Genomic DNA, 25,163 nt, shown 5'->3' on the forward strand with positions numbered 1-25,163 from the left:
CGGCGGCGACATGGCCGGGTACGCTGAGCGTATGCCCGAACCCCGTACCGTCGCTCTTGTCACGCTCGGCTGCGCCCGCAATGAGGTGGACTCCGAGGAACTCGCCGGCCGGCTGGCGGCGGACGGATGGCAGTTGGTCGACGACGCCTCCGAGGCCGATGTGGCGGTCGTGAACACCTGCGGCTTCGTCGAGGCGGCCAAGAAGGACTCGGTGGACGCGCTGCTGGAGGCCAACGACCTCAAGGGGCAGGCGCGCACCCAGGCCGTCGTCGCGGTCGGCTGCATGGCCGAGCGGTACGGCAAGGAACTGGCCGAGGCGCTGCCCGAGGCGGACGGCGTACTCGGCTTCGACGACTACGCGGACATCTCCGACCGGCTGCGGACGATCCTGGCCGGCGGCGTCCACGCGTCGCACACCCCGCGCGACCGGCGCAAGCTGCTGCCGATCAGCCCGGCCGAGCGGCAGGCGGCGAGTGTGGCGCTGCCGGGGCACGCGCAGGGGCACGGGACGTCCGGCGAGGAGCCGGTCGAGGCCGCCGCGAGCGCTCTTGAGGCTTCCGAGGACTTCGCGGCCCAGGCGCCCGCCGACCTGCCCGAGGGCGTCGCGCCCGCCTCCGGACCGCGCGCGCCGCTGCGCCGCCGCCTGGACTCGGGACCCGTCGCCTCCGTGAAGCTCGCCTCCGGCTGCGACCGCCGCTGCACCTTCTGCGCGATCCCGTCCTTCCGCGGCTCCTTCATCTCCCGCCGCCCCTCCGACGTCCTCGGCGAGACCCGCTGGCTGGCCGGAGAGGGCGTCAAGGAGGTGATGCTGGTCAGCGAGAACAACACCTCGTACGGCAAGGACCTCGGCGACATCCGCCTGCTGGAGACGCTGCTGCCGGAGCTGGCGGCGGTCGACGGCATCGAGCGGGTCCGGGTCAGCTACCTCCAGCCCGCCGAGATGCGCCCCGGCCTGATCGACGCGCTCACCGGAACTCCGGGCGTCGTCCCGTACTTCGACCTGTCCTTCCAGCACTCCGCGCCCGCCGTGCTGCGCGCCATGCGCCGCTTCGGCGACACCGACCGCTTCCTCGAACTGCTGGACACCATCCGGGCCAAGGCCCCGGAGGCGGGTGTCCGCTCGAACTTCATCGTCGGCTTCCCCGGCGAGACGGAAGCCGATCTGGCCGAGCTGGAACGGTTCCTGGGCTCCGCGCGGCTGGACGCCATCGGCGTGTTCGGCTACTCGGACGAGGACGGTACGGAGGCGGCGACCTTCGGCGACAAGCTCGACGAGGACGTGGTCGCCGCCAGGCTCGCGCGGGTCTCGCGGCTCGCCGAGGAGCTGACCGCGCAGCGCGCGGAGGAGCGGCTGGGCGCGACCGTACGGGTGCTGGTCGAGGCGGTGGACGAGGAGACCGGCGAGGTGACCGGCCGGGCCGACCACCAGGCGCCGGAGACCGACGGGCAGGTCGTGCTGGCGGTGCCCGACGGCGCTCCCGCCCCGCTGCCGGGGACCTTCGTCATGGCGAAGGTGACGGCGACCGAGGGCGTGGACCTGATCGCGGAGCCGCTGGACGCCCCGACGGTTCCGGCGAGCCGTGCGGTTCCTGGGATTCCGGCGGTTCCTGAGATTCCCGAGATTCCTGAGGATACGACCGGGACCGCGAGTGCCGCGGGGGGCGTGACCGACGCCCCGCGCGGCCTGCAGGAGGTGGGCAGATGACCGGAGCCCCCGCGCCCGCCGCCCCGGCCTCCTCGACCCCCGACCACCTCGGGGACCCGGTGCTGCCCAAGGCCGACCTGTGGAACATCGCGAACATGCTCACGATGGCCCGGCTGGTCCTGGTCCCCGGCTTCGTACTGCTGCTCGTGCACGGCGACGGGCACGACCCGGCCTGGCGCTCCTTCGCCTGGGCCGCCTTCGCCGTCGCGATGATCACCGACCTCTTCGACGGCGAGCTGGCCCGCCGCTACGGCCTGGTCACCGACTTCGGCAAGATCGCCGACCCCATCGCCGACAAGGCGATCATGGGCGCGGCGCTCGTCGGCCTGTCCGCCCTCGGCGACCTGCCCTGGTGGGTCACCGTCGTTATTCTTTTCCGCGAGCTGGGCATCACCGCCATGCGGTTCTGGGTGATCAGGCACGGCGTGATCCCCGCCAGCCGGGGCGGCAAGCTCAAGACGCTCACCCAGGGCATCGCCGTCGGCATGTACGTCCTGATCCTGACCGGCCCGCTGGCCACCGTACGGGCCTGGATGATGGGCGCCGCGGTCGTCCTGACCGTCGCCACCGGCTTCGACTACGTACGGCAGGCGGTCGTCCTGCGGCGCGCGGGACTGGCGGCGGAGCGCGCCGCGGTCGCGGCGGCCTCCGAGGCGGTCGCGGAAGCGGCCGCCGCTCCGGCCCAAGCTCCGGCCCAAGCTCCGGCGGGCGCTCCGGCGGGCGCGACCGCGGCGGATTCCGTGGCCGGCGTCGAGCTGGAGGCCGAGGCCGGGGCCGAGCGACCGCAGGGCGTATGACCGCCGCTGGGCGGGCGGACGCGGCGGAGGTACTGCGGCTGCTGGACGAGCGCGGCCGGACGCTGGCCGTCGCGGAGTCCCTGACCGGCGGTCTGGTGGCCGCGGAGCTGACCGGGGTGCCCGGCGCCTCCCGGACCTTCCGCGGCTCGGTGACGGCGTACGCGACCGCCCTCAAGCACGAGCTGCTCGGCGTGGACGCGGCCCTGCTGGCCGCGCGCGGCGCCGTGGACGCCCAGGTGGCCCGCGAGATGGCCGAGGGCGTACGGGACCGGCTCGGCGCCGACTGGGGCGCCGCGACGACCGGGGTGGCGGGACCGGACCCGCAGGACGGGCAGCCGGTGGGCACGGTGTTCGTGGCCGTCGCGGGTCCCGGCGGTGCGGTGGGCGCCGCGCTCAGGCTGTCGGGCGACCGTACGGAGATCCGGCGGGCGACCGTGGCCGCCGTATTCGAACTGCTGACCTCGGAGCTGAGGAAGACCCGCCCCGAGAAGAGTCCGGAGGCGAAGGATAGGGAAGAACACGGGGGGAAGGGATGTTTGCAGCCCTGAGTGAACACGACATCGCTCCCCGCACGGCCGGTGCCCGAGGCGGTACGGTGGGGCGAAGAGGATGCGGATTCGCGGTCCGAGGAGGGAGCCACCGATGATCCTGCTCCGTCGCCTGCTTGGTGACGTGCTGCGTCGGCAGCGCCAGCGCCAGGGCCGCACCCTGCGTGAGGTCTCTTCGTCCGCCCGGGTTTCCCTGGGCTATCTGTCAGAGGTCGAACGGGGGCAGAAGGAAGCGTCATCCGAGCTGCTCTCGGCGATCTGCGACGCCTTGGACGTTCCTATGTCCGAGGTGATGCGGGAGGTCAGTGACGATCTGTCGCTTGCCGAGCTGGCACAGTCGGCGGCGTCCGAGACCACTGCCGCGCCGATGCGGCCCCTGCTGGGTGCGGTCACTTCTGTCACGTCCATGACGTCCACACCGGACGAACGGATCACTATCAAGGCGCCCAAGAAGTCTGCCGAGGCTGTCGACGTGGTCGCCGCCTAGCCTTCTGACCTGCTTGTTCCGACGGCCCCGACCGGCTCGCTCCCGGTCGGGGCCGTCGGCGTGTGCCCGTGCGTCCGCCGGGCTTCGGCCGTTCCGCCGCCCTTCTCCCGGCCATCTCCCGCCGTACTTTCGTCCGCGCTGTTGTTCGTGCTTTTGCCATGTGTGCGAGCCCGAGGCAGGGTAGGCGGGGAGGGTCAAGGGGGGCGAAACGGACCTCATGGTGTCGATCCGCTAGGAGAGAACCGCATGACTGTCGTCAAGAGCCCGCTGTCGGAGCCGGACCGGAAGACCGTCGGAGACGCGCTGCAAGGCGCCCTGGTGGACCTCCTGGACCTGTCGCTGCTCGCCAAGCAGGTGCACTGGAATGTCGTCGGCCCGCGCTTCCGCTCCGTCCATCTCCAGCTCGACGAGGTCGTCGACACCGCCCGGCTGCACTCCGACACGGTCGCCGAGCGGGCCTCCGCGATCGGCGTGACGCCTGACGGGCGGGCCCGCACGGTCGCCGAGACCAGCGGGATCGACACGGTGACCGACGGCTGGGTCAAGGACACCGAGGTCGTCGAGATCCTGGTCGCCGCGCTGGACGCCGTGATCGTGCGGATGCGCGAGCGGATCGAGACCACCGAGCAGCCCGATCCGGTCAGCCAGGACATCCTGATCGGGATCACCGCCGACATCGAGAAGTTCCACTGGATGTTCCAGGCCGAGAACGTCTGACGCACGGCCGGAATGTCGCTTTGCGTGCATATGTCGCAGCTGGTCGTGGCCGTGCGGCGACCCTTTCGGGTGAACGTTGCCCGGGGCCTGCCGGCGCGCGGCTAGCGATCTTGGCGGCAGGGCATCGCACCTGAGTACGGGACCCGCCGCGGGCGGCCTCCCGCCGCAACCTCGGGGGTCCGAAGGAGGCGGCCATGCGCGCACTGCGAGTTTTCGTGCTCCAGGCCACGGACCGGGTGGGGGGCTGGTCATGGGACGGGTCATGGGGTCGGTCGCGGCGCCGGTCATCGGTGCGGCCGCCGGGCCGGGAGACGCCGGACGGTTCTCCGGTCCGCGGTAGGGGATTCGCGGGCCGCGGTGCTGAATCCGGTGTCCGCCGTACGGGATCCGGCCGGGGCGTACGCTCCGCCGCCGTTGTGTTCGCGCTCGCCTGCGGGCTGCTGTGGTGGTGGGCGGTGCTGCGGCTGTGGATACGGCCGGAGGCCGTCGGGTCGTGGGAGGGCGCGATGGCCGCGGGCGGCTGGAGCCTCGGGCTCATACCGCTGCACGCGGTGCCGACGGTGAAGCGGCGGATGCGGGCGGCCGTGGCGGGTGACGCGGACGGGCCGTCCTTTCCGCGGGGGCCGATGGAACGGGTGCGGACCGGACGGCTGTCGCCCGACGCCGGATTCCGGGGATGCGTCCTACCAGGGCATGGCCACCCCGCCGTTGGGGCGGAGGATCTGGCCGGTGACGAAGGCGGAAGCGTCTGAGGCGAGGTAGAGCACGGCCGGGGCCACGTCCTCGGGCCTGCCGACCCGGCCCAGCGGGGACATGCGTGCCAGCGACTCCTCGGCGCGGGCCTGCGCCCTCTCGTCGAACACCCCGTCCGCGCCGGTGCCGTAGTGCGCGGTCATCGGGGTGCGGATGAAGCCGGGAGCCACGGTGTTGGCGCGGATGCCGAGCGGACCCAGCTCGGTGGCGAGGGTCTTGGTGAGCTGGACGACGGCCGCCTTGGAGACGCTGTAGCAGAGCAGGCCGCGCGCGCCCGTGTCGATCGCGCTGGACGACATCGTGATGATGCTGCCGCCGCCGCGGTCGGCCATCGCGCGGGCCGCCTCCTGGGCGCAGTGCAGCACCCCGCGGAAATTCACCGCCAGGACGCGGTCCAGGTCGTCGTCGCTGGTGTCGAGGACGCCGCTGCTGTGCATGATCCCGGCGACGGCGGCCAAGATGTCGAGGCCGCCGTGGTCCCGGACGATGCCGGCGACGGTCCGGGCGATAGCCGCTTTGTCGGTGACGTCGAGCGCCCGGGGCTCGGCCCGCCCGCCGGCCTCATCGATCAGCGCCGCCGTCTCGCGTACCCCCGGCTCGTCCCTGTCCGCGCACACCACGACCGCGCCCGCTGACGCCAGCGACCGCGCGCTGGCCCGGCCGATCCCGCTCGCCGCTCCGGTGACCAGGGCGACCCGCCCGCTGAGGTCGTACGCCGTGACCGTCATGCGTCCGACCGTACGACCGTATCTGACGGTGCGTCAATTGCCGTGCGGGGGTGGACCTTTCTGGCAGCTCGGGCACCAGTACGCGACCCGGCTCTGGTCCGCCCTGCCGTGCCGGTCGGTCCTGACCGTGGTGCCGCAGCGCAGACACGGCCGGTTCGCCCGGTCGTAGACCCAGTGCGTACGGCCGCGCCGCGTATCGCCCGTGGTGATGTGGCCGGGGCGCTCCTTGTTCGCCTCCAGCAGCCGCTTCGCCAGCGCGACCACCTTCTCCGGCGCCCTGACGTCGCCGACCGCCGTCCACGGTGTCACCCCGCGCAGAAAACACAGCTCGACCACGTACACATTGCCGAGCCCCGCCATATTGCGCTGGTCGAGCAGCGCCTCGGCGATCTCCCGCTCCGGCTCCGCGACCAGCCGCGCCAGCGCCCGCGCCGGGTCCCAGTCGGGCCCGAGCAGATCGGGGCCCAGGTGGCCGACGGCCTCGGACTCCTGCGCGGTCGGCAGCAGCGCCAGTACCGGCAGCCGGTAGCCGACGGCCGTCCTGTGCTCCGTCTCCAGCACTGCCCTGATCTGGTGGGCGGGACCGCCGCGCCAGCGCTCACCGGGCGCGTACAGGTGCCAGGAGCCCTCCATCCGCAGATGCGAGTGGAGCGTCGCGCCGCCGTCCAGCCGGGTGAGGAGGTGCTTGCCGCGGCTCACCACTTCGAGGACCCGGCGGCCGGTCAGATCGGCCGTGGCCAATTGCGGCACCCGCAGGTCGGCCCGCACGAGGGCGCGCCCCGCCAGCGCGTCATGCAGTCGGCGGGCCGTCAGCCAGACCGTGTCTCCCTCGGGCATCTGTCCATGATGACGCGGGGCGGGGGCGGGGGTCACGTCGGGGCGGCGGCGGTTTCGGCGCGCCCCTGGGGGCGGGGTGCTGGGGGTTCGGGTGCGGGATCAGCCGAGCAGGCGGCGTTCGGTCGCCGCGGCCACCGCGCCCGCGCGGGTGTCGACGCCGAGCTTGTCGTAGATCCGGCCGAGGTGGGTCTTGACGGTGGCCTCGCTGATGAACAGGGCGCGGGCGATGTCGCGGTTGCCGAGGCCGCGGGCGAGCTGGCCGAGGATGTCGCGCTCCCGGGCGGTCAACTGCGGTCCCGGCGCGCGCATATGGGCCATCACGCGCCCCGCGACCGGCGGCGACAGCGCGGTGCGGCCCTGCGCGGCGGCGCGGATCGCGGAGAACAGCTCCTCCGGGCGCTCGGCCTTCAGCAGGTAGCCGGTCGCGCCCGCCTCGATGGCGCGGGTGATGTCGGCGTCGGTGTCGTACGTGGTGAGGACGAGGACGTACGGGCCGCCGGGCGCCGTGCCTGTTCCGGGCGCGGCGGCTGCTCCGGGCGTGGCGCCTGTCCCGGGCGTGGCGGCTGTTCCGGGCGTCTCCGGCCGAACGGATTCGGCCGGTGCGTGGGCCGCTGCGGCGGCGATCCGGCGGGTGGCCTCGACGCCGTCGATGCCCGGACCGAGCTGGAGGTCCATGAGGACCACGTCCGGCCGCGTCTTCGCGGCCATCGCGACGGCCTCCTCGCCGCTGCCCGCCTCGCCTACCACCTCGATGCCGTCCGCGCTGGCCAGCAGCGCCATCAGTCCGGCACGCACCACGGCGTGGTCGTCGCAGACCACGAGACGGACTGGTCGGATCTCGGTCACGGCGCGGCCTCCAGGGCTTCGAGGGGGACGGCGACGGACAGCACGGTGCCCTCGCCGGGGGCGGACTCGATGCTCAGGGTGCCGCCGAGCTGGCCCACCCGCGCGCGGATCGCGGGCAGCCCGTGGCCGCGTACCCCGGTGGCGGCGACGGCGGCCGGATCGAAGCCGCGCCCGTCGTCGGAGACGTCGAGCAGCACCTGGTCGTCGAGGTACGTCAGCGTGAGCGTGGCGTGGGCGGCCCCGGCGTGCTCCGCGGTGTTGGCGAGCGCGCCCTGCGCGATCCGCAGCAGCGCCGACCGCGTACGGTCCGGGAGCGGTACGGGCGCGCCCTCCACGTGGCAGCGGACCGTGAGGGCCGACGGCCGGGAGCGCGGAGCGTGCTCGGAGTCGTCAGAGCCTTCGGAGCGGTCAGAGTCTTCGGAGTGCTGCGCGGCGAGCGCGCGCAGGGCGTTGTCCAGGTCCTGTCCGACGAGCGCGGCGGGCGCGAGGTCGTGCACGAAGCGGCGTGCTTCGGCGAGATTCTGCTCGGCCACGGCGGTGGCGGTACGGACGTGGCCGCGGGCGGCGTCCGGTGCCGTATCCCAGATCCGGTCCGCGGCCTGGAGCAGCATCCGCTGGCTGGACAGGCCCTGCGCGAGGCTGTCGTGGATCTCCATCGACAGCCGCTGCCGTTCCGCGAGGGTGCCCTCGCGCCGTTCGGTGGCCGCCAGTTCGCGGCGGGTGCGCACCAGGTCGTCGATGAGGGCCTGCTGACGGCCGGTCTGCCGCCGCATGTGGACGAAGACGGCGGTGGCGAGGGTGGCGACGGCGGGTGGCAGCAGCACCAGATTGGGGTCCGTCCCGTCCGCCAGCCGCAACTCCGCGATGACGACGAGTACGGCGAGCGCGGCCACGAGCGCCACGGCCGCCCGGGTCGGCAGCGACCGCAGGCCCGTGTAGATGAGCGGGACGGCGCACCAGGCGAAGCTCGGCGCCAGCAGGACGACGACGGTCCAGCAGGCGACGAGGGCGGCGAGGCGTGCCAGCTCCCACCTGCGGGGGAGCGGTTCGCGTCGCCGTCCGGGCCGACGGCCCGCGAACTGGAGGACCGTGAGCGCCACGCTCAGCCCGATCACCCACGGCAGGCGACCGCTGCCGGGGTGCCGGTCGACGAAGCGGATGAGGGCACCCGCGAGGAGGACGACGAAGGCGCCGTTCATGACCGCCGCCAGCCACCAGCCGTCCGGATCGGGGCTCGGCTCCGGGTCCCGCTCCGATGCGGGCTCCGGCCTCAGCTCCCATTCCGATTCCGGCTCCGGCTGCGGCCTCCGGTTCGGCTCCGGCGTCCGGTTCGGCTCCGGGGTCGGGACCGGGGGCGCGTCCCGGTCCTGGCCGGGCGGCGGCGAGCTGTGCATCGGGGCTCCTGGTCGAGGGCGGGGTCTGGGCGCTGCGAGCGGTACGGGAGGCGACCCGGTAACCGGCCGCCATTCGCAGCGTGACCTGCCGGAACGGCCCGCGCATCGACCGATCGGATGACCCGCCTGTCCTCCATCATGCCCGCGCGGGCGAGCCGTATCGCGGACCGGCGCGGCCCCGGTCCGGCCCGAGGATCGAAGGCAGAGGCGGGAACGCGAAGGCGGTCCCGCAGACCCGAGGAGTTGGAACGTCCATGAAGAAGATGTCCTCCCGTACCCGCGTCCTGACCGGTGCCGTGGCCGTCGCAGCCGTCGGCGCGGCCACCTTCGGCGCCGTCTCTGCGACCGCCGCCGCCCCGGCCGCGTCCGGCAAGGCCGCCCCCGCCTCGGCGAGCGCCGCCGCGAACGGCAAGGACACCCGTCAGGTCGACCGGCTCACCACCGCCGCCGCGACGAAGGCCGCGCAGGCGGCCCTCGACGCCGCGAACCGCGCCGGCCAGCGCGTCACCGTCGCTGTCGTCGACCGGGACGGCAACACCGTCGTCACCCTGCGCGGCGACGGCGCGGGACCGCAGTCGTACGAGTCCGCCGAGCGCAAGGCGTATACCGCCGTGTCCTGGAACGCCCCCACCTCCGAACTCTCCCAGCGCCTCCAGCAGACTCCGCAGCTCAAGGACATCCCCGGCACGCTCTTCCTCGCGGGCGCCGTTCCGGTCACGGCCAAGAGCGGGCCCGTCGCGGCCGTCGGCGTCGCGGGCGCGCCCAGCGGGGACCAGGACGAGCAGTTCGCCCGGGCGGGAGCGGCAACGCTCGGCCATTGAAGGCCGACGGGCGGGAGGACACTCACCCCGGCGCCCGACAGACATGAGACGTGCGGGAAGCCCGAAGCACCGGAGAAGCCGGAGAAGCCGGAGAAGCGGGAAAACCCGGAGAAGCTTTCCGGAGAAGGAGGAGACACCGGCATGGCCGACCTGAACACCAGGCTGCTGGACGCCGCCCACTGCGGCGACGCGGAGCAGGTGACCGCCCTGCTCGACGCGGGCGCGGACATCGAGACCCGCGACGACCAACGGCGCACCCCGCTGCTGCTCGCCGCACTCGCCGACCACCCCGAAGCGGCCCGCAGGCTCGTCGCCGCCGGAGCCAATCCCAACGCGCGGGACTACCGCCAGGACACCCCCTGGCTGGTCACCGGCGTGACCGGCAGCGTCGAGATGATGCGCGCCCTCCTGCCCGCGCACCCCGACCTGACCCTCACCAACCGCTACGGCGGCGTCTCCGTCATCCCCGCCTCCGAACGCGGCCACGTCGCCTACGTCCGCGCCGTCCTCGCCGAGACCGACATCGACGTCAACCACGTCAACCGCCTTGGCTGGACCGCCCTCCTCGAAGCCGTCATCCTCGGCGACGGCGGTCCCGACCACCAGGAAATCGTCCGACTCCTCCTCGCCGCCCACGCTTCCCCCTCCCTCCCCGACGCCGACGGCGTCACCCCTCTCCAGCACGCCGAACGCCGTGGCTTCGACGCCATCGCCCAACAACTCCGCGCCGCGACCTGACACAGGCCCCGGCCCCAGCCCCCTCGCCGGTCCCCGCCCCGCCGGGGCGGGCGACCGGCTGCGGCGAGCCCGCGACCGGTCGCCCAGGGCGAGGCGAGACGCACCCGACGGCCTGTGCGTCCGGGCGGACCGCAGACCGGGGCGACTCCCTGGGGGGGGCCAGGTCGAGGTCCCGGCCCGCCACGACTGCCCCACGCAGTGGCCCGCTGCTTCCGCTGCCCCGCGTCCGACCGGGCTCTATCCGCCGTCCCGCAGGCGCAGGCCCCGCGGAGTGGCGTGGAAGCCCGCGGCTTCCAGGGCACGGCCGAGGGGCGAGGTGAGGGCCGACTCACCATTGGTCCGCTCCACCGTGAGGCGGCCCAGCGCGCCCTCGCGGACGGCCAGCGCCAGCGCGTCCGCGGCGGCCTGGAGACGTATCTCGTCGTCGGGCCACGCCAGCAGCGTCTTGCCGCCGCGCTCGACGTAGAGGGCGGGCTCTCCGTCGATGAGGACGACCAGGGCGCCGGCTTTGCGGCCCGGTTTGTGGGTGACGCCCGCGGGCTGCTCGGGCCAGGGGAGGGCCGCGCCATAGGCGTTCGCGGGGTCGGCGGCGGCGAGCACCACCGTACGGGCGCGGGAGGCGTGCTCCTCCTCGCGGTCGCGCGCCGTGCTCAGGGCGCGCAGCCGGTCAACGGCGCCGTCCATGGCGAATTGGGCCGCCCCCAGTCCCTCCACCACGTAGCCGCGCCGGGCCTGCCCGGTCTCCTCGAAGGCCGCGAGCACCCGGTAGGCCGCGGAGAAGCCGCCCGCGACGCCCTCGGCGGCCACCGCGCCCCGGGTGACCACGCCGTGCCGGTCGAGCAGCGTGTGGGTGAGGGCGTGTGCCCGCAGCGTCGGGTCGGGCTCGGCGGACGGTACGAGGGACCAGCGGCCCGCGGTGGTCGGCGGACCGGAACGGGACGCCGTCGCACGCGGGGTGCGGGTCGCCAGCGAGCTGTACCGACCGCGCGGCACGGCCCGCGGTGCCCGGTGCGCGGTGGAACCCGCCGTGCGGCCCGAGCCGAGGAGCGCCCTGAGCGGCGACAGGGTGTCGTTGGTGAGCCGTCCCGACCAGGCCAGGTCCCAGACGGCGTCGGCCAGTTGGGGATCGGTGGTGTCCTGCCCCGCGGCTCGCACCTGCTCGGCGATCTGCCGGAAGAAGAGACCGTAGCCGCCGGACAGCGCGGCCAGCACCGCCTCGTGCAGCGGGGACAGCTCCAACGGCTGCGGGGCGGGCAGCAGCAGGGGGGCGCTGTCGGCGAGGTAGAGCGACACCCAGCCGTCCTTGCCCGGCAGGGCGCCCGCCCCGGCCCACAGGATCTCGCCGGAGGCCGTCAACTCGTCCAGCATCGCCGGGTTGTAGCCCGTCACCCGGGACGGCAGCACCAGCTTCTCCAGCGCCGACGCGGGTACGGACGCGCCCTGCAACTGCTCCACGGCCCGCACCAGCCCGTCCGGACCGCGCAGGCTGTGCGTGCCCACGTGCTGCCACTGCGGGAGGAAGACGCCGAGCGTGGCGGGCGGCACGGGCTCCAACTCCTGCCGCAGCGCGGCCAGCGAGCGGCGCCGCAACCGCCGCAGCACCGTTGCGTCGCACCACTCCTGGCCCGCGCCGCCCGGCCGGAATTCGCCCTGCACCGTACGGCCCGCCGCCGTCAGCCGTTGCAGCGTCCCGTCCGCCACCGCTGCGCCCAGGCCGAATCTCCCGGCCGCCTCCTTGGTCGTGAACGGCCCGTGCGTGCGCGCGTACCGGGCGAGCAGATCCCCCAGCGGGTCCTTCACCGGCTCGGTGAACGCCACCGGCACGCCCACCGGCAGCGCCGTACCGAGCGCGTCCCGCAACCGCCCCGCGTCCTCGACCGCCGCCCAGTGCTCCGCCCCGGCGATCCGCACCCGGATCGCCCGCCTTGCCGTCTCCAGCTCCTCCGCCCACCCCGGCTCCGCGCCCCGCGCGGCCAACTCCGCGCCGGTCAGCGGTCCGAGCACCCGCAGCAGATCCGCGACCCCCTCGGCGCTCTTCACCCGCCGGTCCTCGGTCATCCACTGCAATTCGGAGTCCAACTCGGCCAGGACATCGGCGTCCAGCAACTCGCGCAGCTCCGCCTGGCCCAGCAGCTCCGCCAGCAGCCGCGAGTCCAGCGACAGCGCCGCGGCCCGCCGCTCCGCCAGCGGCGAGTCGCCCTCGTAGAGGAACTGCGCCACATAGCCGAACAGCAGCGAGCGGGCGAAGGGCGAGGGCTCGGGTGTGGTCACCTCGACCAGCCGCACCCTGCGGGCCTCGATGTCGCCCATCAGCTCCACCAGACCCGGCACGTCGAAGACGTCCTGAAGGCATTCGCGGACCGCCTCGAGGACGATCGGGAAGGAGCCGAACTCCGAGGCGACCTGGAGCAGTTGCGAGGCGCGCTGGCGCTGCTGCCACAGCGGGGTGCGCTTTCCGGGGTCGCGGCGCGGCAACAGCAGGGCGCGGGCGGCGCACTCGCGGAACCGGGAGGCGAACAGGGCCGAGCCGCCCACCTGATCGGTGACGAGCTGTTCGACCTCGCCCTTGTCGAAGGCGACATCCGCCGCGCCCACCGGCGACTGCTCGGGGTCGAACTCCGCTCCGCGCAGCACGGGATCGGAGTCCAGCAGGTCCAGGCCCATCAAGTCGGCGTCCGGCAGCCGCAGCACGATCCCGTCGTCGGCGTGCATCGCCTGGGCGTCCAGGCCGTAGCGCTCCTGGAGCCGCGCGCCGAGCGCCAGCGCCCACGGCGCGTGCACCTGCGCGCCGAAGGGGGAGTGGATGACGACCCGCCAGTCGCCCAACTCGTCGCGGAACCGCTCGACCACGATCGTCCGGTCGTCCGGCACATGACCGCACGCCTGCCGCTGCTCGGCCAGATACGACAGCACATTGTCCGTCGCCCAGGTGTCGAGACCGGCCGCCGTCAGCCGCTCCCTGGCCCGCTCCGGTGCCAGCGCGCCCACCTCGCGCAGGAACGCGCCCAGCGCACGGCCGAGTTCGAGCGGGCGGCCGAGTTGGTCGCCCTTCCAGAACGGCAGCCGTCCCGGCACTCCCGGCGCGGGCGAGACCAGGACCCGGTCGCGAGTGATGTCCTCGATGCGCCACGAGGTGGTGCCCAGGGTGAAGACGTCCCCGACCCGGGACTCGTACACCATCTCCTCGTCCAGTTCCCCGACCCGGCCGCCGCCCTTCTTCGGGTCGGAGCCCGCCAGGAACACCCCGAACAGCCCGCGGTCGGGGATCGTGCCGCCGGAGGTGACGGCGAGCCGCTGGGTGCCGGGGCGTCCGGTCACCGTGTTCGCCACCCGGTCCCACACCAGGCGCGGGCGCAGTTCGGCGAAGGCGTCCGAGGGGTAGCGCCCGGCCAGCATGTCGAGGACCGCGATGTAGGCGGAGTGGGGCAGCGCCGAGAACGGCGCCGCACGCCGCACCAGGGCCAGCAGGTCGTCCACGTCCCAGGTGTCGAGCGCGGTCATCGCCACGATCTGCTGGGCCAGCACGTCCAGCGGATTCGCGGGCACCCGCAGCGACTCGATCGCGCCCTGCCGCATCCGCTCGGTCACCACGGCGGACTGCACCAGGTCACCGCGGTACTTGGGGAAGACCACCCCGGTGGAGACCGCTCCCACCTGGTGCCCCGCGCGCCCGACCCGTTGCAGACCGGAGGCGACCGAGGGCGGCGACTCCACCTGCACCACCAGATCGACCGCGCCCATGTCGATCCCCAGCTCAAGGCTGGAGGTCGCGACGACCGCCGGCAGCCGCCCCGCCTTCAGGTCCTCTTCCACCAGGGCCCGCTGCTCCTTGGACACCGAGCCGTGGTGTGCCCTGGCCAGCACCGGCGGCGTGCCCTTGGCGGCACCGGACTGGGCCATGATCTCGGCGGGGGAGTGCGCCTCGGGCAGCGCCTCGCCCTCGGCCCGCTCGTAGGCGATCTCATTGAGCCGGTTGCACAGCCGCTCCGCCAGACGGCGCGAATTGGCGAAGACGATCGTGGAGCGGTGCGCCTGCACCAGGTCGGCGATCCGCTCCTCCACATGCGGCCAGATCGAGGCCCGCTCGGCGGGACCCGCCGCCGGCCCGGTGTGCTCGGCCACCGGGGAGCCGCCCAGCTCGCCCAGATCCTCCACCGGCACGACCACCGACAGGTCGAACCGCTTCTGCGACGGCGGCTGGACGATCGTCACCTTGCGGCGCGGCGACAGATAGCGGGCGATCTCGTCCACCGGCCGCACGGTCGCCGACAGCCCGATCCGGCGGGCGGGCCGGTCAAGGAACTCGTCCAGCCGCTCCAGGGAGAGCGCCAGATGCGCCCCGCGCTTGGTGCCCGCGACCGCGTGCACCTCGTCCAGGATCACCGTCTCGACCCCGCTCAGCGCCTCCCGCGCGGCGGAGGTGAGCATCAGGAACAGCGATTCGGGGGTGGTGATCAAAATGTCCGGCGGTCTGGTCACCAGCGCCCGCCGCTCCGCCGGAGGCGTGTCGCCCGAGCGGATGCCGACCCGGACCTCGGGCTCCGGCAGTCCCAGCCGTACCGACTCCTGCCGCAGCCCGGCGAGCGGGCTGCGCAGATTTCGCTCGACGTCCACCGCGAGCGCCTTCAGCGGCGACACGTACAGCACCCGGCACCTGCGGCGGGCCTCGGCGGGCGGCGGGGTGCTGGCCAGCCGGTCCAGGGCGGCGAGGAAGGCCGCCAGCGTCTTGCCGGAGCCGGTCGGCGCGACGACCAGCACGTCGGAGCCCTCGGCGATGGCCGACCACGCCCCGGCCTGGGCGTCGGTGGGCTCGCTGAACGCCCCCGTGAACCACGCGCGGGTGGCCGGGGAGAACGCGTCGAGACTGCTGCGACTGGACATGGCATCCATCCTGCCTCGCCGCACCGACACCGCGCGGCGGCCGGCCCCTCAGCCTGTGGATAACTCGCTGGACGCCCCGGCCCGCCACCGGTCCACAATGGCCGTGTGACGGTGCGAGAGCAGGCCAGGTACTGGGAACACCCCGGACTGCCCGGAGTCGACCTGCTGCGTGCCCGCTATGTCCGGCACACCTTCACCCGGCACGCCCACGACAGCTACGTGATCGCGGCGGTCACCGGAGGCGTCGAGGGCATCGGGCTGCCCGGCGGAGCCGAGCGGGCGGGCGCGGGCGGAGTCGTCCTGATCAACCCTGAGACCCCGCACACCGCCTACGCGGGCGTCGAGGAGGGCTGGAGCTACCGGGTCCTCTACCCCTCGCCCGCCGTGGTCGCCGCCGTCGCCGCGGAGACCACGGCGCTGCGCGGCACCCCTTCCTTCAACGCCTCGGTGCTCGACGACCCCGTGACCGCCCGCATGATCGCCGACGTCCACCGCGCCGCCGAAGGGGACAACGCGCTCGCCGCCGACACGCAGCTGCGCCTCGTCGTCGCCCGGATGCTCGCACGCCACGCGAACTCCGCAGCCCTCGGACCCGCGCCCGTCGCGGGCGCGGGCGTCGCGGCCCGCGCCCGCGACCTGCTGGCCACCCGCCTGGCGGCCCCGCCGAGCCTGGAGGAACTGGCCCGTGAGGTCGGCACCGGCCCCTTCGCCCTGCTGCGCGCCTTCAAGGCCGCCTACGGGCTGCCGCCGCACGCCTGGCTGACCAGCGAAAGGGTCAGGGCCGCCCGCCGCCTGCTCGACACAGGCGTCAGCCCGGCCGACACGGCCGCCGCCGTCGGCTTCACCGACCAGCCCCACCTCAACCGGCACTTCGCCCGGATCGTCGGCGTCCCGCCCGGTGCCTACCAACGCGAGCGCAAGAACGTACAAGACCCGCCGTCCCGCCGTCCCTAGCCTCATGCGGGTGACGGGACATCCGATAGCCACAGAACCCGCGGAATCCGCCGACCGCAGAGAATCCACCGGGCCGGCGGACCGGCAGCCACGCTCCGCGCGCGCCCAGGTCGTCCGCGACGCCCTCGGGGTGGGCGTCGCCGTCGGGCTCTCCGGCTTCGCCTTCGGCGTGACCTCCGCCGGAGCCGGGCTCGCACTCGCCCAGACCTGCGCCCTGTCCCTGCTGGTGTTCACCGGAGCGTCGCAATTCGCCCTGGTCAGCGCCCTGGGAGCGGGCGGCAACCCCTTCGCGGCAGCCGCGGGAGCCTTCTTCCTCGGCACCCGCAACGCCTTCTACGGGCTCCGGCTCTCCCAGCTCCTCCGCCTGCCCGCCGCGATACGGCCGCTGGCCGCGCAGTGGGTCATCGACGAGACCTCCGCGGTCGCGCTGGCGCAGAAGGACCGCGCCTCCGCGCGGCTGGGCTTCACCGTCACCGGAGGCAGCCTCTACGCCCTGTGGAATCTGACCACCCTCATCGGCGCCCTGGGCGCCTCGGCGCTCGGCGACCCCGCTTCCTGGGGGCTGGACGCGGCAGGCCCCGCCGTCTTCCTCGCGCTCCTCGCCCCCATGGTCAAGGGGCGCGCCGAACGGGCGGTCGCCGCGGTCGCCGTCCTCCTCGGCCTTGTCTGCCTGCCACTCCTGCCTGCCGGAGTCCCGGTCCTGGTCGCCGCCCTGGCAGCGCCCCTCGTCCTGGCCGTCACCCGCGCGAAGCGCACCGGAAAGGACGCGTCAGGAACCGTACGGAAGCCGGAACGGGCACCAGCACAGGCACCAGCAAAGGCACCAACAAAGGCACCAGCACGGGCATCGGCATCGGCACCGGCACGCGAAGAGGGAGAGACAGCGGAATGAGCACAGGAGCGAGTACCTGGATCGCCGTCATCGTGACGGCCCTCGGCTGCTACGCGGTCAAACTGCTGGGCCTGTCCGTACCGGCGGGATTGCTGGAACGCCCCGTGGTCAAGCGCCTCGCCGCGCTCGTGCCCATCGCGCTTCTCGCCGCGCTCACCGCCCTCCAGACCTTCGGCACCAGCGGACTGCGGCTGGCCGTGGACGCGCGCTCGGCCGGGCTCGCGGCAGCGGCCGTCGCCCTCCTGCTGCGGGCGCCCTTCCTCGTGGTGGTGGCCGCGGCCGTCGTCGTGACCGCGGCCGTACGGGCCGTCTCCGGCATGTGAGCCACGGGCCGGTCCTCCGCGACATCCGGTGCCCGGTCACCGGCGTAAGGACCGGGCACCTGGATCAGCGCCCCTTACCCGCGCGGCCTCGCCGTCAGCCCAGACGGCCGTACGCGCGCAGCGTCCGCAGCGCCTCGATCGTCACCATGGGCCGCCCTTCGAGGGCGGAGCCCGGCGCCCACTCGCGCCAGGTGATCGGCCAGCCGCCGTCGTCGCCCTGCTGCCCCGCGAGATGGTCCAGCGACCGTTCCATCTCGGTGTCGGTGAACCACGACCGGGCGGCCGAGTCGGGGGAGGGCGCGAAGTCGTGGGCGAAGTGGTGTTCGCCCGGCGCGTATCCGGTCGGCGGCGCGACCCGCCCGGCGCGCTCGGGCTCCAGCAGCGCCAGACCCTGCTCTCGCACCAGTCGTCCCAGCCGCTCCACCGCGCCCTGCGCACGCGGCCGGTCCTGCGCCGAGGCCAGGAACGCCAGCGAGGCCAGCACCTTATAGGGATGCGTCCGGTCCAGGGCGTCGATCGCCGCCCAGCAGAAGTCCGTCGACCTGAACAGCCACGCGTGCCACACCTCGTTGCGCCGCAGCAGCCCCACCACGGGCCCGGTGGCGAGCAGGTCACCGGGCGGGTCGTCGGAGATCCGCATCCAGGGCGCGTACGGATAGCCGCGCAAGGACGCGTCGACCGCGGGCAGCGCGCCCTCCGCCGTCGAGCACGCCGTCAGATAGCGGCAGATGCGCTCGGCCCTGCCGCCCCTGCACCGGTCGATCTCGTCCAGCACCCGCAGCGCGTACGCCACGTGCAGCGGCTGGCTCACCGGGCCGCGCAGGTCGGGCTCCAGCGCGTGGCCGTATCCGGCGTCGTCATTGCGGTACGCGTCGAGCGCGGTCTCGACCGCGTCGCCGTCGCCGTCGAGGAAGTGGAAGGCGAACCTGCGCTGCTCGAGCACACGGGCGGTGAGCCACACGAACTGCTCGGCGCGACCTAGCGGAGTTGCTGGCATGCGCGCACCCTAGGGCGTGCGCGGCGGCCTGAACACGGCTGAGCCGAGGAGCCACCCGGCTGTGTGACGGTACGCGTGCGGGCGCGGGATACTGGCAGTCATGCGGTTGACGATTTTCTGGGAGCGGATGCGCGCGCACTTCGGCGACGCGTACGCCGATTCCTTCGCGCGGGACCATGTGATGGCCGAATTGGGCGGCCGTACGGTGTATCAGGCGCTGGACGACGGCTGGGAGGCCAAGGACGTCTGGCGCGCGGTGTGCGCCTCGATGGACGTGCCCGCCGCCAAGCGCTGACGCGGCGTCGCGAGCGGAGCGACGGATTCAGGAGCGGCCCGACACCCCCGGCGGGTCGCTTGACATCAAATTCGAACATCCATTCTTATGGCTTGTGCCGGGTGGATTTCCGTGGTGACGAAGCGTGTTTCCGCCGGAGTTATCCACAGCACGGGGCGACGGCCGGGCGCGTTGTCAGTGCCAGGCGCTAGCGTCGTGGACGTGAAGCGATCGAACCAGACATCCCGGGTGGAGCCCATGGCAGGAAACGACCGCGAGAAGGCGCTCGACGCCGCGCTCGCGCAGATTGAACGGCAGTTCGGCAAGGGCGCGGTCATGCGCCTGGGCGACCGGCCGAACGAACCCATCGAAGTCATCCCCACCGGATCGACCGCTCTTGACGTGGCACTCGGCGTCGGCGGCCTGCCGCGCGGCCGAGTGGTGGAGGTCTACGGCCCGGAGTCCTCCGGTAAGACGACCCTCACCCTGCACGCGGTGGCCAACGCCCAGCGGGCGGGCGGCACGGTGGCGTTCGTGGACGCCGAGCACGCGCTGGACCCCGACTACGCCAAGGCGCTCGGCGTCGACACGGACAATCTGATCCTGTCCCAGCCGGACACCGGCGAGCAGGCGCTGGAGATCGTGGACATGCTGGTCCGCTCCGGCGCTCTCGACCTCATCGTGGTCGACTCCGTGGCAGCCCTCGTGCCACGGGCCGAGATCGAGGGCGAGATGGGCGACTCGCACGTGGGTCTCCAGGCCCGCCTGATGAGCCAGGCCCTGCGCAAGATCACCAGCGCGCTCAACCAGACCAAGACCACCTGCATCTTCATCAACCAGCTCCGCGAGAAGATCGGTGTGATGTTCGGCTCGCCGGAGACCACCACCGGTGGCCGCGCGCTGAAGTTCTACGCCTCCGTCCGGCTCGACATCCGCCGGATCGAGACCCTCAAGGACGGCACCGAGGCGGTCGGCAACCGTACCCGCGTCAAGGTCGTCAAGAACAAGGTCGCGCCGCCCTTCAAGCAGGCCGAGTTCGACATCCTCTACGGCCACGGCATCAGCCGTGAGGGCGGCCTGATCGACATGGGCGTCGAGCACGGCTTCGTCCGCAAGTCCGGCGCCTGGTACACGTACGAGGGCGACCAGCTCGGTCAGGGCAAGGAAAACGCGCGCAATTTCCTGAAGGACAACCCCGACCTGTCGGACGAGATCGAGAAGAAGATCAAGGAGAAGCTCGGCGTCGGCGTGCCGAAGGTCGAGGCGCCGGGCGCACAGCCCGGGGCGGACGCGGCAGGACCCGCGGCCGTGGCCAAGACCGACGCGCCCAAGGCCGAGGTCCCCGCGCCCAAGGGCGCGAAGGCGACCAAGGCGACCGCCGCCAAGGCCTGACGCCGTGGCGCGCAGGTCCCCTGAGCGCGGCGGCTCTTCCGAGTCGAGGGCCTCGCGAGAGCCGCCGCTCGATCCCGAGGAGCAGGCGCGGGCGCTGTGCCTGCGCCTGCTCACCGGGACGCCCCGCACCCGCCGGCAGCTCGCCGACGCCCTGCGCAAGCACGAGATCCCGGACGAGGTCGCCGAGCACGTCCTGGAACGCTTCCAGGACGTGGGGCTGATCGACGACCAGGCGTTCGCCAACTCCTGGGTGGAGTCCCGGCACCGCGGCCGGGGTCTCGCCCGCCGTGCCCTCGCGCAGGAGCTCCGCCACCGCGGAGTGGACGCGGAGCTGGTGAACGAAGCGGTCGGACTGCTCGACCACGACCAGGAGGAGCAGACCGCCCGCGAGCTGGTACGCCGCAGGCTGCCGGGCACCCGCGGGCTGGACCGCGACAAGCGGATCCGCCGCGTCGCGGGCATGCTCGCGCGCAAGGGCTACTCCGAGGGCCTGGCCCTCCGGGTGGTGCGGGAAGCGCTCGCCGCCGAGGGCGTCGAGGAGGAGCTCGAAGAGGAGCCGTGGGAGTGACGGCGGCGAGGACGGCGGAATCCTGGAAGGCGAGGGAGTACGAAGGCCCCGCCACCGGACGTCGCCCTGCCGCCAGGGCCTCCGAAAACCGCCCCGCCGTCCGGCACCGGGACCATCCGCCAAGGGAGACGGTGCCGGTGACGGCAGCCCCGGCGGGCTGACGGTGACCGTCCGGCAGTGCGTGCCCGGCCCGGCTGCTACCGGGTGTGCCCGCTGACCCGCGTGCCCGCCGCGCCGCCGGGCCCGCCGCCTTCACCGTCACCGTCGTCGGAGTCCGGCTCCGTACCTTCGCTGCCCGCCGGCACCGGCGGACCGCCGCGGGCCAGGTCGGCGTACGAGTACAGCTCCGCGGGGCGGCAGCCCACCATCGCCGTGACCAGGCGCCCGTCCGGCCGGATCAGCAGCACACTGTGCGCGGTCGCCCCCGGATACGTCTCGGCGACGACCAACTCCGCGCGGGTCGGCAGCGCGGCGACCGCGGAGGCGAGCCGGGGCATGAGCCCGGCGGTCAGCCAGTGACGGCTGTCCCACACCCCCGTACCCGGCGCGATCAGCACCACGATCAACCCCCGGCCGAGCCGGTCCCGCAGCCGTCCGACGGTGCCGTCGAGCGCGGTCACCGACACATCGGTCACCGCACCGCCCGGCGGCGTGTCGCACCCGGCGACCAGCGGCGACGGCCCGGACTTGCCGCCACCGGAGCGCGGCGCGGGCAGCGCGAGCGGCGAGCGCCCGTAGACCGAGGACGCGGCGGCGGACCCCCGGCCGAGATGGCTGTCGGTCAGCAACTCCGCCTGGCCGCGCGCCGAGCCCGACAGCACCGCGTGGCGTACCGTCTGCCACGGGCCACTGGCCCGCAGCAGCGGAAGCGCCTGGTCGGTGGCGCGCAACCGGGCGCCGACCGCCCCGCGCCGCTCCGCCTCGTAGCTGTTCAGCAGTATCTTCGACGCGCCGTCGTGCCAGGCCAGCGAGAGCTTCCAGGACAGATTCTCCGCGTCCCGCAGCCCCTCCTCGACGCTCTGCGCGCCGAGCGCGCCCATCAGGTGTGCGGCGTCCCCCGCGAGGAAGACCCGCCCCCTGCGCCAGCGCCTGGCCAGCCGCTGGTGCACCGGATAGTCGGCCGAGCCGACGAGTTCGTACGGGACGACGCTGCCGCACCAGGCGGTGAGCGTGGACCGCAGCCGTTCCACCAACGCGTCGGACGTGAGCAGCCGTCCCTGCGGGGGCAGCAGCCAGTCCAGCCGCCACAGGCCGTCCGGCAACGGACGGGCCGTCACCTCCTGGCCCGCGGGCGCCCCCGGCGGGTCGCGGTGCAGCAACGCCACACCCGGTTCGGGGAGTTCCGCGCGGATCACCGCCACCGCGTGCCGGTCGACGGCGGTGCGGCCGGGGAAACGTACGCCCGTCAGCTTGCGGACCGTCGAACGGGGACCGTCGCAGCCGACCAGGAAACTGCCGCGCCACCAGGTGTCGTGCGACCCGCGGGTGTGCACGGTGATCCCGAGACCGTCCTGCTCGAAGGCGTCCACCCGGCAGCCCGGCACGATCCGCACCGACCCGCAGGCGAGCAGCGCGTCGCGCAGGCCGCGCTCCAATTGGTGCTGCGCGATGTGCGTGGGGGAGTCCTGCGGTCCGAATTCGACGCGCAGCACTTCCGTACGACGGCGCAATGTGCGCCAGGCCGACCAGGAGGCTCCGTCGCCGCGGACACCGGCGTAGCCGAGCCGTTCGACGAACGCGACCGTGTCGGGGCCGAGGACCGCGGTGCGTGGGCGCCGTAACCCGTCGGCATCCGTCAGTGCCTCCGCCTCGTCGAGGACGATGACGGGGACGTCGCGGCGGGCCAGAGCGAGGGCGAGGGCCAGGCCCACGGGACCCGCCCCCGCGACGATCACCGGGTCCATGGAGAGGCCCCCGGAAGAAGTGCGGTCACAAAGCGTATGCAACCCACTGCGCCTTCCCACGTCAAGCGACGGTCCCGCCTCGGCGCGGTGCGCCGCTCCACGCGCCCTCCGTGCCCCGTGCGCGCCCTCGGGCACCTCCGGTGCGTACCGGGTCGGTAACGGTCCACCGCGCGAGCCGGTAGGGCCTTGACGCACCCCGTGCCGATCGGCGTGGATTCGGTCCACAGGTACCGCTACCGCACACGAACAACACGATCAGCCGAAATGATCATAAGACCGGATGAACAGGGAGGTTGACGATGCGACTGCTCCTCGTGGAGGACGACGACAGGGTCGCCTCCGCCCTCTCCGCGGTCCTCGGCAAGCACGGCTTCGACGTGCGGCACGCCCGCAGCGGCGAGGAGGCGATCCAGGCGCTGCTGCCCGGCGACGGCCCCGCGTACGACTGTGTCCTGCTCGATTTGGGGCTGCCCGACCAGGACGGTTTTGAGGTGTGCAGCCGGATACGCCGTCGTACCGCGACCCCGGTGATCATGGTGACCGCGCGGGCCGACGTACGCTCCCGGATCCACGGCCTCAACCTGGGCGCGGACGACTACGTGGTGAAGCCGTACGACACGGGCGAGCTGCTGGCGCGGATCCACGCCGTGAGCCGCCGCCCGCCGCTGAACGCGCAAGGCGCCGCCGGGCCGACGGCCACCGGCGCGACCGTCGCGGGCACCGGAGTGCTGGCCGCCGCGCGGACCGGCGAGACCGGCCCGCAGGAGAGCGCCAAACTGCTGCTCGGCACGGTCACCATCGAACTGTCCACCCGCCGCGTCACCGTGGAGGGCGATCTGATCGCCCTCACCCGCAAGGAGTTCGACCTGCTGTCGCTGCTCGCCAAACGGCCGGGTGTCGTCTTCCGCAGGGAGCAGATCATCAGCGAGGTGTGGCGCACCGCGTGGGAGGGTACGGGTCGCACCCTTGAGGTCCATGTGGCGTCCCTGCGCTCCAAACTGCGGACCCCGGCGATGATCGAGACGGTGCGCGGGGTCGGATACCGGCTCGTCGTCCCCGTCGGCTGACCCGTCGAGGCCACCACCTTGCGCTCCCGCCTGCTCCCGCTGCTCATCGTGCTGATGGCCGGTGTCCTGCTGGCCCTCGGCTTCCCGCTGGCCGCCAGCCAGGCCGCGTCCCAGCAGCAGCGCGTCGTGGTCGACCGCATCGACGACACCACGCGCTTCGCGGCGCTCGCGCAGTACGTCACCGCGCGGGACGAACAGACCGCCGTGGACAGCGCCGACGACGAGCGGCTGCACACCCTGCGCACCGAACTCACCCGCTACAAAGAGCTGTACGGCATCGACGCCGGAGTCTTCTACCGCGACCGCACCGCGATGGCGGCCGCGCCCGGCGACTGGAAGGTGCCGGACGAGGGCGAGCTGTTCGACGCCTACAACTCGGCGCTGCTCGGCCGCCGCACCCACGACCCCCGCCAGGTGTGGCCGTGGCAGACCCGCAAACTCGCCATCGCCTCGCCGATCGTCCGGGACGGGGACGTCGTCGCCGTCGTCGTGACCGATTCGCCGACCGGCGCGCTGCGCTCCCGCATCCTGCACGGCTGGCTGCTGCTGGCGGCCGGGGAGCTGGCGGCGATGGCCATCGCCGTGCTCTTCGCCGTCCGCCTGACCGCCTGGGTGCTGCTTCCGGTCGCCACCTTGGACCGCGTCACCCACGACATCGCGACCGGCCGGATGAAGTCGCGTGTCGGAACGGCGGGCGGCCCGCCGGAACTCCGCCGCCTGGTCCGTTCGTTCAACGAGATGGCCGACAACGTCGAGGAAGTCCTCGACCAGCAGCGGGCCTTCGTGGCGGACGCGTCGCATCAGTTGCGCAATCCGCTCGCCGCACTGCTGCTGCGGATCGAATTGCTCGGCCTGGAACTGCCCGACGGCCACGACGAGGCCGAGGCGGTGAAGGAGGAGGGGCACCGGCTCGCCCAGGTGCTTGACGACCTGCTGGGCCTGGCGCTCGCCGAACGCTCCGGCAGTCATCTGGCCGTCACCGATCTCGCCGCGCTCGCCCGTACCCGCTCGGCGGCCTGGAGACCCGTCGCCGACCAGGCGGGAATCTCCGTGGAGTTCACGGTGGAGGGGGAGGACTCGGAGGACCGAGGAGGTGAGAGCGCGGGGGAGCGGGCGGGCGAGAGCCCGGGGGAGCGGGCGGCGCTCAAGGTGACCGGGTGGGCCGACGCGGTCGCGCTGTCCAGCGCCTTGGACGCGGTGATCGACAACGCGATCAAATTCACCCCGCGCGGCGAGGCCGTCCATGTGCGCGTGGCGGCGGACGACCAGCGCACCGCGATCTCCGTCGCCGACAGCGGCCCCGGTCTGACGGACGAGGAACTCGCCAGGATCGGCGATCGTTTCTGGCGCAGCGCCCGCCACCAGAATGTGCACGGCTCCGGCCTCGGCCTGTCCATCGCCCGCGCTCTGCTGAGCCAGGGCGGCGGCGCCATCAGTTACGGGCGGCGCGACCCGCACGGCCTGGAGGTCATCCTGACGGTGCCGAGGACGGCGCCGGTCGGGGTGTGACCGTCCGGTTGTCGGATCGTACGACCGTCTG

The 25,163-nt window shown here is 73.4% G+C and carries 20 protein-coding genes and 2 pseudogenes; 15 read left to right on the top strand and 7 right to left on the bottom strand.

Annotated elements, in window-relative coordinates; genetic code table 11:
• Nucleotides 1-31: 31 nt before the first annotated feature.
• From rimO to ACZ4EF_RS33150, 5 genes and pseudogenes are all read left to right on the top strand, one after another.
• Nucleotides 32-1,555 (top strand): annotated as a pseudogene (gene rimO, locus ACZ4EF_RS33130) (30S ribosomal protein S12 methylthiotransferase RimO); the annotation flags it as partial.
• Nucleotides 1,556-1,701: 146 nt separating this feature from the next.
• Nucleotides 1,702-2,502: a CDP-diacylglycerol--glycerol-3-phosphate 3-phosphatidyltransferase gene (gene pgsA, locus ACZ4EF_RS33135; RefSeq protein WP_391052278.1), complete on the top strand. Its 801-nt coding sequence runs from the start codon at nt 1,702-1,704 to the stop codon at nt 2,500-2,502.
• The gene (locus tag ACZ4EF_RS33140) at nt 2,499-3,050 is read left to right on the top strand and encodes a CinA family protein (protein ID WP_355338129.1); all 552 of its coding nucleotides are present in this window, start codon (nt 2,499-2,501) and stop codon (nt 3,048-3,050) included. The genes pgsA and ACZ4EF_RS33140 overlap by 4 nt, the downstream gene beginning before the upstream one ends.
• Before the next feature lie 94 nt (nt 3,051-3,144).
• Nucleotides 3,145-3,537 (top strand): helix-turn-helix domain-containing protein, encoded by a 393-nt coding sequence (locus tag ACZ4EF_RS33145; protein WP_355338132.1) that lies wholly within the window; start codon nt 3,145-3,147, stop codon nt 3,535-3,537.
• A 246-nt stretch (nt 3,538-3,783) separates the two neighbouring features.
• A complete protein-coding gene (locus tag ACZ4EF_RS33150) occupies nt 3,784-4,254 on the top strand; it encodes a Dps family protein (protein WP_355338135.1) in 471 nt (156 codons plus the stop codon).
• A 683-nt stretch (nt 4,255-4,937) separates the two neighbouring features.
• Here the strand turns inward: ACZ4EF_RS33150 and ACZ4EF_RS33155 are convergent.
• From ACZ4EF_RS33155 to ACZ4EF_RS33170, 4 genes are all read right to left on the bottom strand, one after another.
• Entirely contained in the window at nt 4,938-5,735 is a 798-nt protein-coding gene (locus ACZ4EF_RS33155) for an SDR family NAD(P)-dependent oxidoreductase (RefSeq protein ID WP_391052274.1), read from the bottom strand.
• A 33-nt stretch (nt 5,736-5,768) separates the two neighbouring features.
• Nucleotides 5,769-6,572: an Fpg/Nei family DNA glycosylase gene (locus ACZ4EF_RS33160; protein ID WP_391052271.1), complete on the bottom strand. Its 804-nt coding sequence runs from the start codon at nt 6,570-6,572 to the stop codon at nt 5,769-5,771.
• Between the two features lie 99 nt (nt 6,573-6,671).
• Nucleotides 6,672-7,352, bottom strand: coding sequence for a LuxR C-terminal-related transcriptional regulator (locus ACZ4EF_RS33165; RefSeq protein ID WP_467350660.1), 681 nt, complete (start codon nt 7,350-7,352; stop codon nt 6,672-6,674).
• Nucleotides 7,353-7,414: 62 nt separating this feature from the next.
• Nucleotides 7,415-8,812, bottom strand: a complete 1,398-nt coding sequence (locus ACZ4EF_RS33170; protein WP_467507828.1) for a histidine kinase — start codon at nt 8,810-8,812, stop codon at nt 7,415-7,417.
• A 254-nt stretch (nt 8,813-9,066) separates the two neighbouring features.
• Here ACZ4EF_RS33170 and ACZ4EF_RS33175 point away from each other — a divergent pair, with 254 nt between their 5' ends.
• Entirely contained in the window at nt 9,067-9,633 is a 567-nt protein-coding gene (locus ACZ4EF_RS33175) for a GlcG/HbpS family heme-binding protein (RefSeq protein WP_467507830.1), read from the top strand.
• Between the two features lie 141 nt (nt 9,634-9,774).
• A complete protein-coding gene (locus tag ACZ4EF_RS33180) occupies nt 9,775-10,371 on the top strand; it encodes an ankyrin repeat domain-containing protein (RefSeq protein ID WP_467507831.1) in 597 nt (198 codons plus the stop codon).
• 237 nt (nt 10,372-10,608) lie between these two features.
• Here ACZ4EF_RS33180 and ACZ4EF_RS33185 read toward each other — a convergent pair whose 3' ends face one another.
• Entirely contained in the window at nt 10,609-15,252 is a 4,644-nt protein-coding gene (locus ACZ4EF_RS33185) for an ATP-dependent helicase (protein WP_467507833.1), read from the bottom strand.
• 105 nt (nt 15,253-15,357) lie between these two features.
• Between ACZ4EF_RS33185 and ACZ4EF_RS33190 the strand changes: the two genes are divergently transcribed.
• The 3 genes from ACZ4EF_RS33190 to ACZ4EF_RS33200 are packed head-to-tail and all read left to right on the top strand — an operon-like array spanning nt 15,358 to nt 17,421.
• The gene (locus ACZ4EF_RS33190) at nt 15,358-16,206 is read left to right on the top strand and encodes a helix-turn-helix transcriptional regulator (protein WP_355338155.1); all 849 of its coding nucleotides are present in this window, start codon (nt 15,358-15,360) and stop codon (nt 16,204-16,206) included.
• Between the two features lie 4 nt (nt 16,207-16,210).
• Nucleotides 16,211-17,098: an AzlC family ABC transporter permease gene (locus ACZ4EF_RS33195; protein ID WP_355338158.1), complete on the top strand. Its 888-nt coding sequence runs from the start codon at nt 16,211-16,213 to the stop codon at nt 17,096-17,098.
• The gene (locus ACZ4EF_RS33200) at nt 17,095-17,421 is read left to right on the top strand and encodes an AzlD domain-containing protein (protein WP_355338161.1); all 327 of its coding nucleotides are present in this window, start codon (nt 17,095-17,097) and stop codon (nt 17,419-17,421) included. The genes ACZ4EF_RS33195 and ACZ4EF_RS33200 overlap by 4 nt, the downstream gene beginning before the upstream one ends.
• Nucleotides 17,422-17,515: 94 nt before the next feature.
• Here the strand turns inward: ACZ4EF_RS33200 and ACZ4EF_RS33205 are convergent, their stop codons facing one another.
• On the bottom strand, nt 17,516-18,418 hold the full coding sequence (locus tag ACZ4EF_RS33205) for a hypothetical protein (RefSeq protein WP_467507835.1): 903 nt from the start codon (nt 18,416-18,418) through the stop codon (nt 17,516-17,518).
• A gap of 100 nt (nt 18,419-18,518) precedes the next feature.
• Here ACZ4EF_RS33205 and ACZ4EF_RS33210 point away from each other — a divergent pair, with 100 nt between their 5' ends.
• From ACZ4EF_RS33210 to recX, 3 genes and pseudogenes are all read left to right on the top strand, one after another.
• Entirely contained in the window at nt 18,519-18,713 is a 195-nt protein-coding gene (locus ACZ4EF_RS33210) for a DUF3046 domain-containing protein (RefSeq protein ID WP_467507837.1), read from the top strand.
• A 237-nt stretch (nt 18,714-18,950) separates the two neighbouring features.
• On the top strand, nt 18,951-20,084 hold the full coding sequence (gene recA / locus ACZ4EF_RS33215; protein ID WP_355338167.1) for a recombinase RecA: 1,134 nt from the start codon (nt 18,951-18,953) through the stop codon (nt 20,082-20,084).
• Nucleotides 20,041-20,652: pseudogene (gene recX / locus ACZ4EF_RS33220) on the top strand (recombination regulator RecX); the annotation flags it as partial. The gene recA and the pseudogene recX, both read left to right, overlap by 44 nt.
• Before the next feature lie 197 nt (nt 20,653-20,849).
• Here the strand turns inward: recX and ACZ4EF_RS33225 are convergent.
• Entirely contained in the window at nt 20,850-22,556 is a 1,707-nt protein-coding gene (locus ACZ4EF_RS33225) for an FAD-dependent monooxygenase (RefSeq protein ID WP_401725309.1), read from the bottom strand.
• A gap of 299 nt (nt 22,557-22,855) precedes the next feature.
• On the opposite strand from ACZ4EF_RS33225, the gene ACZ4EF_RS33230 reads away from it, so the two are divergent.
• Both ACZ4EF_RS33230 and ACZ4EF_RS33235 read left to right on the top strand, forming a co-directional pair.
• Complete coding sequence (locus tag ACZ4EF_RS33230) at nt 22,856-23,623, top strand: response regulator transcription factor (protein WP_355338173.1); 768 nt, start codon at nt 22,856-22,858, stop codon at nt 23,621-23,623.
• A gap of 18 nt (nt 23,624-23,641) precedes the next feature.
• A complete protein-coding gene (locus tag ACZ4EF_RS33235) occupies nt 23,642-25,132 on the top strand; it encodes a sensor histidine kinase (protein ID WP_355338176.1) in 1,491 nt (496 codons plus the stop codon).
• Nucleotides 25,133-25,163: the final 31 nt, after the last annotated feature.

It is taken from the genome of Streptomyces sp. NPDC025721, from assembly GCF_055558595.1.

Bases quoted from the DNA above. Each gene is read 5' to 3' on its own strand.
- ACZ4EF_RS33200 (WP_355338161.1), top strand. From the start codon at position 17,095: ATGAGCACAGGAGCGAGTACCTGGATCGCCGTCATCGTGACGGCCCTC.
- recA (WP_355338167.1), top strand. From the start codon at position 18,951: ATGGCAGGAAACGACCGCGAGAAGGCGCTCGACGCCGCGCTCGCGCAG.
- ACZ4EF_RS33140 (WP_355338129.1), top strand. From the start codon at position 2,499: ATGACCGCCGCTGGGCGGGCGGACGCGGCGGAGGTACTGCGGCTGCTG.
- ACZ4EF_RS33230 (WP_355338173.1), top strand. From the start codon at position 22,856: ATGCGACTGCTCCTCGTGGAGGACGACGACAGGGTCGCCTCCGCCCTC.
- ACZ4EF_RS33205 (WP_467507835.1), bottom strand. From the start codon at position 18,418: ATGCCAGCAACTCCGCTAGGTCGCGCCGAGCAGTTCGTGTGGCTCACC.
- pgsA (WP_391052278.1), top strand. From the start codon at position 1,702: ATGACCGGAGCCCCCGCGCCCGCCGCCCCGGCCTCCTCGACCCCCGAC.
- ACZ4EF_RS33195 (WP_355338158.1), top strand. From the start codon at position 16,211: ATGCGGGTGACGGGACATCCGATAGCCACAGAACCCGCGGAATCCGCC.
- ACZ4EF_RS33180 (WP_467507831.1), top strand. From the start codon at position 9,775: ATGGCCGACCTGAACACCAGGCTGCTGGACGCCGCCCACTGCGGCGAC.
- ACZ4EF_RS33165 (WP_467350660.1), bottom strand. From the start codon at position 7,352: ATGGCGCTGCTGGCCAGCGCGGACGGCATCGAGGTGGTAGGCGAGGCG.
- ACZ4EF_RS33150 (WP_355338135.1), top strand. From the start codon at position 3,784: ATGACTGTCGTCAAGAGCCCGCTGTCGGAGCCGGACCGGAAGACCGTC.
- ACZ4EF_RS33155 (WP_391052274.1), bottom strand. From the start codon at position 5,735: ATGACGGTCACGGCGTACGACCTCAGCGGGCGGGTCGCCCTGGTCACC.
- ACZ4EF_RS33145 (WP_355338132.1), top strand. From the start codon at position 3,145: ATGATCCTGCTCCGTCGCCTGCTTGGTGACGTGCTGCGTCGGCAGCGC.
- ACZ4EF_RS33225 (WP_401725309.1), bottom strand. From the start codon at position 22,556: ATGGACCCGGTGATCGTCGCGGGGGCGGGTCCCGTGGGCCTGGCCCTC.
- ACZ4EF_RS33175 (WP_467507830.1), top strand. From the start codon at position 9,067: ATGAAGAAGATGTCCTCCCGTACCCGCGTCCTGACCGGTGCCGTGGCC.
- ACZ4EF_RS33160 (WP_391052271.1), bottom strand. From the start codon at position 6,572: ATGCCCGAGGGAGACACGGTCTGGCTGACGGCCCGCCGACTGCATGAC.
- ACZ4EF_RS33210 (WP_467507837.1), top strand. From the start codon at position 18,519: ATGCGGTTGACGATTTTCTGGGAGCGGATGCGCGCGCACTTCGGCGAC.
- ACZ4EF_RS33185 (WP_467507833.1), bottom strand. From the start codon at position 15,252: ATGTCCAGTCGCAGCAGTCTCGACGCGTTCTCCCCGGCCACCCGCGCG.
- ACZ4EF_RS33170 (WP_467507828.1), bottom strand. From the start codon at position 8,812: ATGCACAGCTCGCCGCCGCCCGGCCAGGACCGGGACGCGCCCCCGGTC.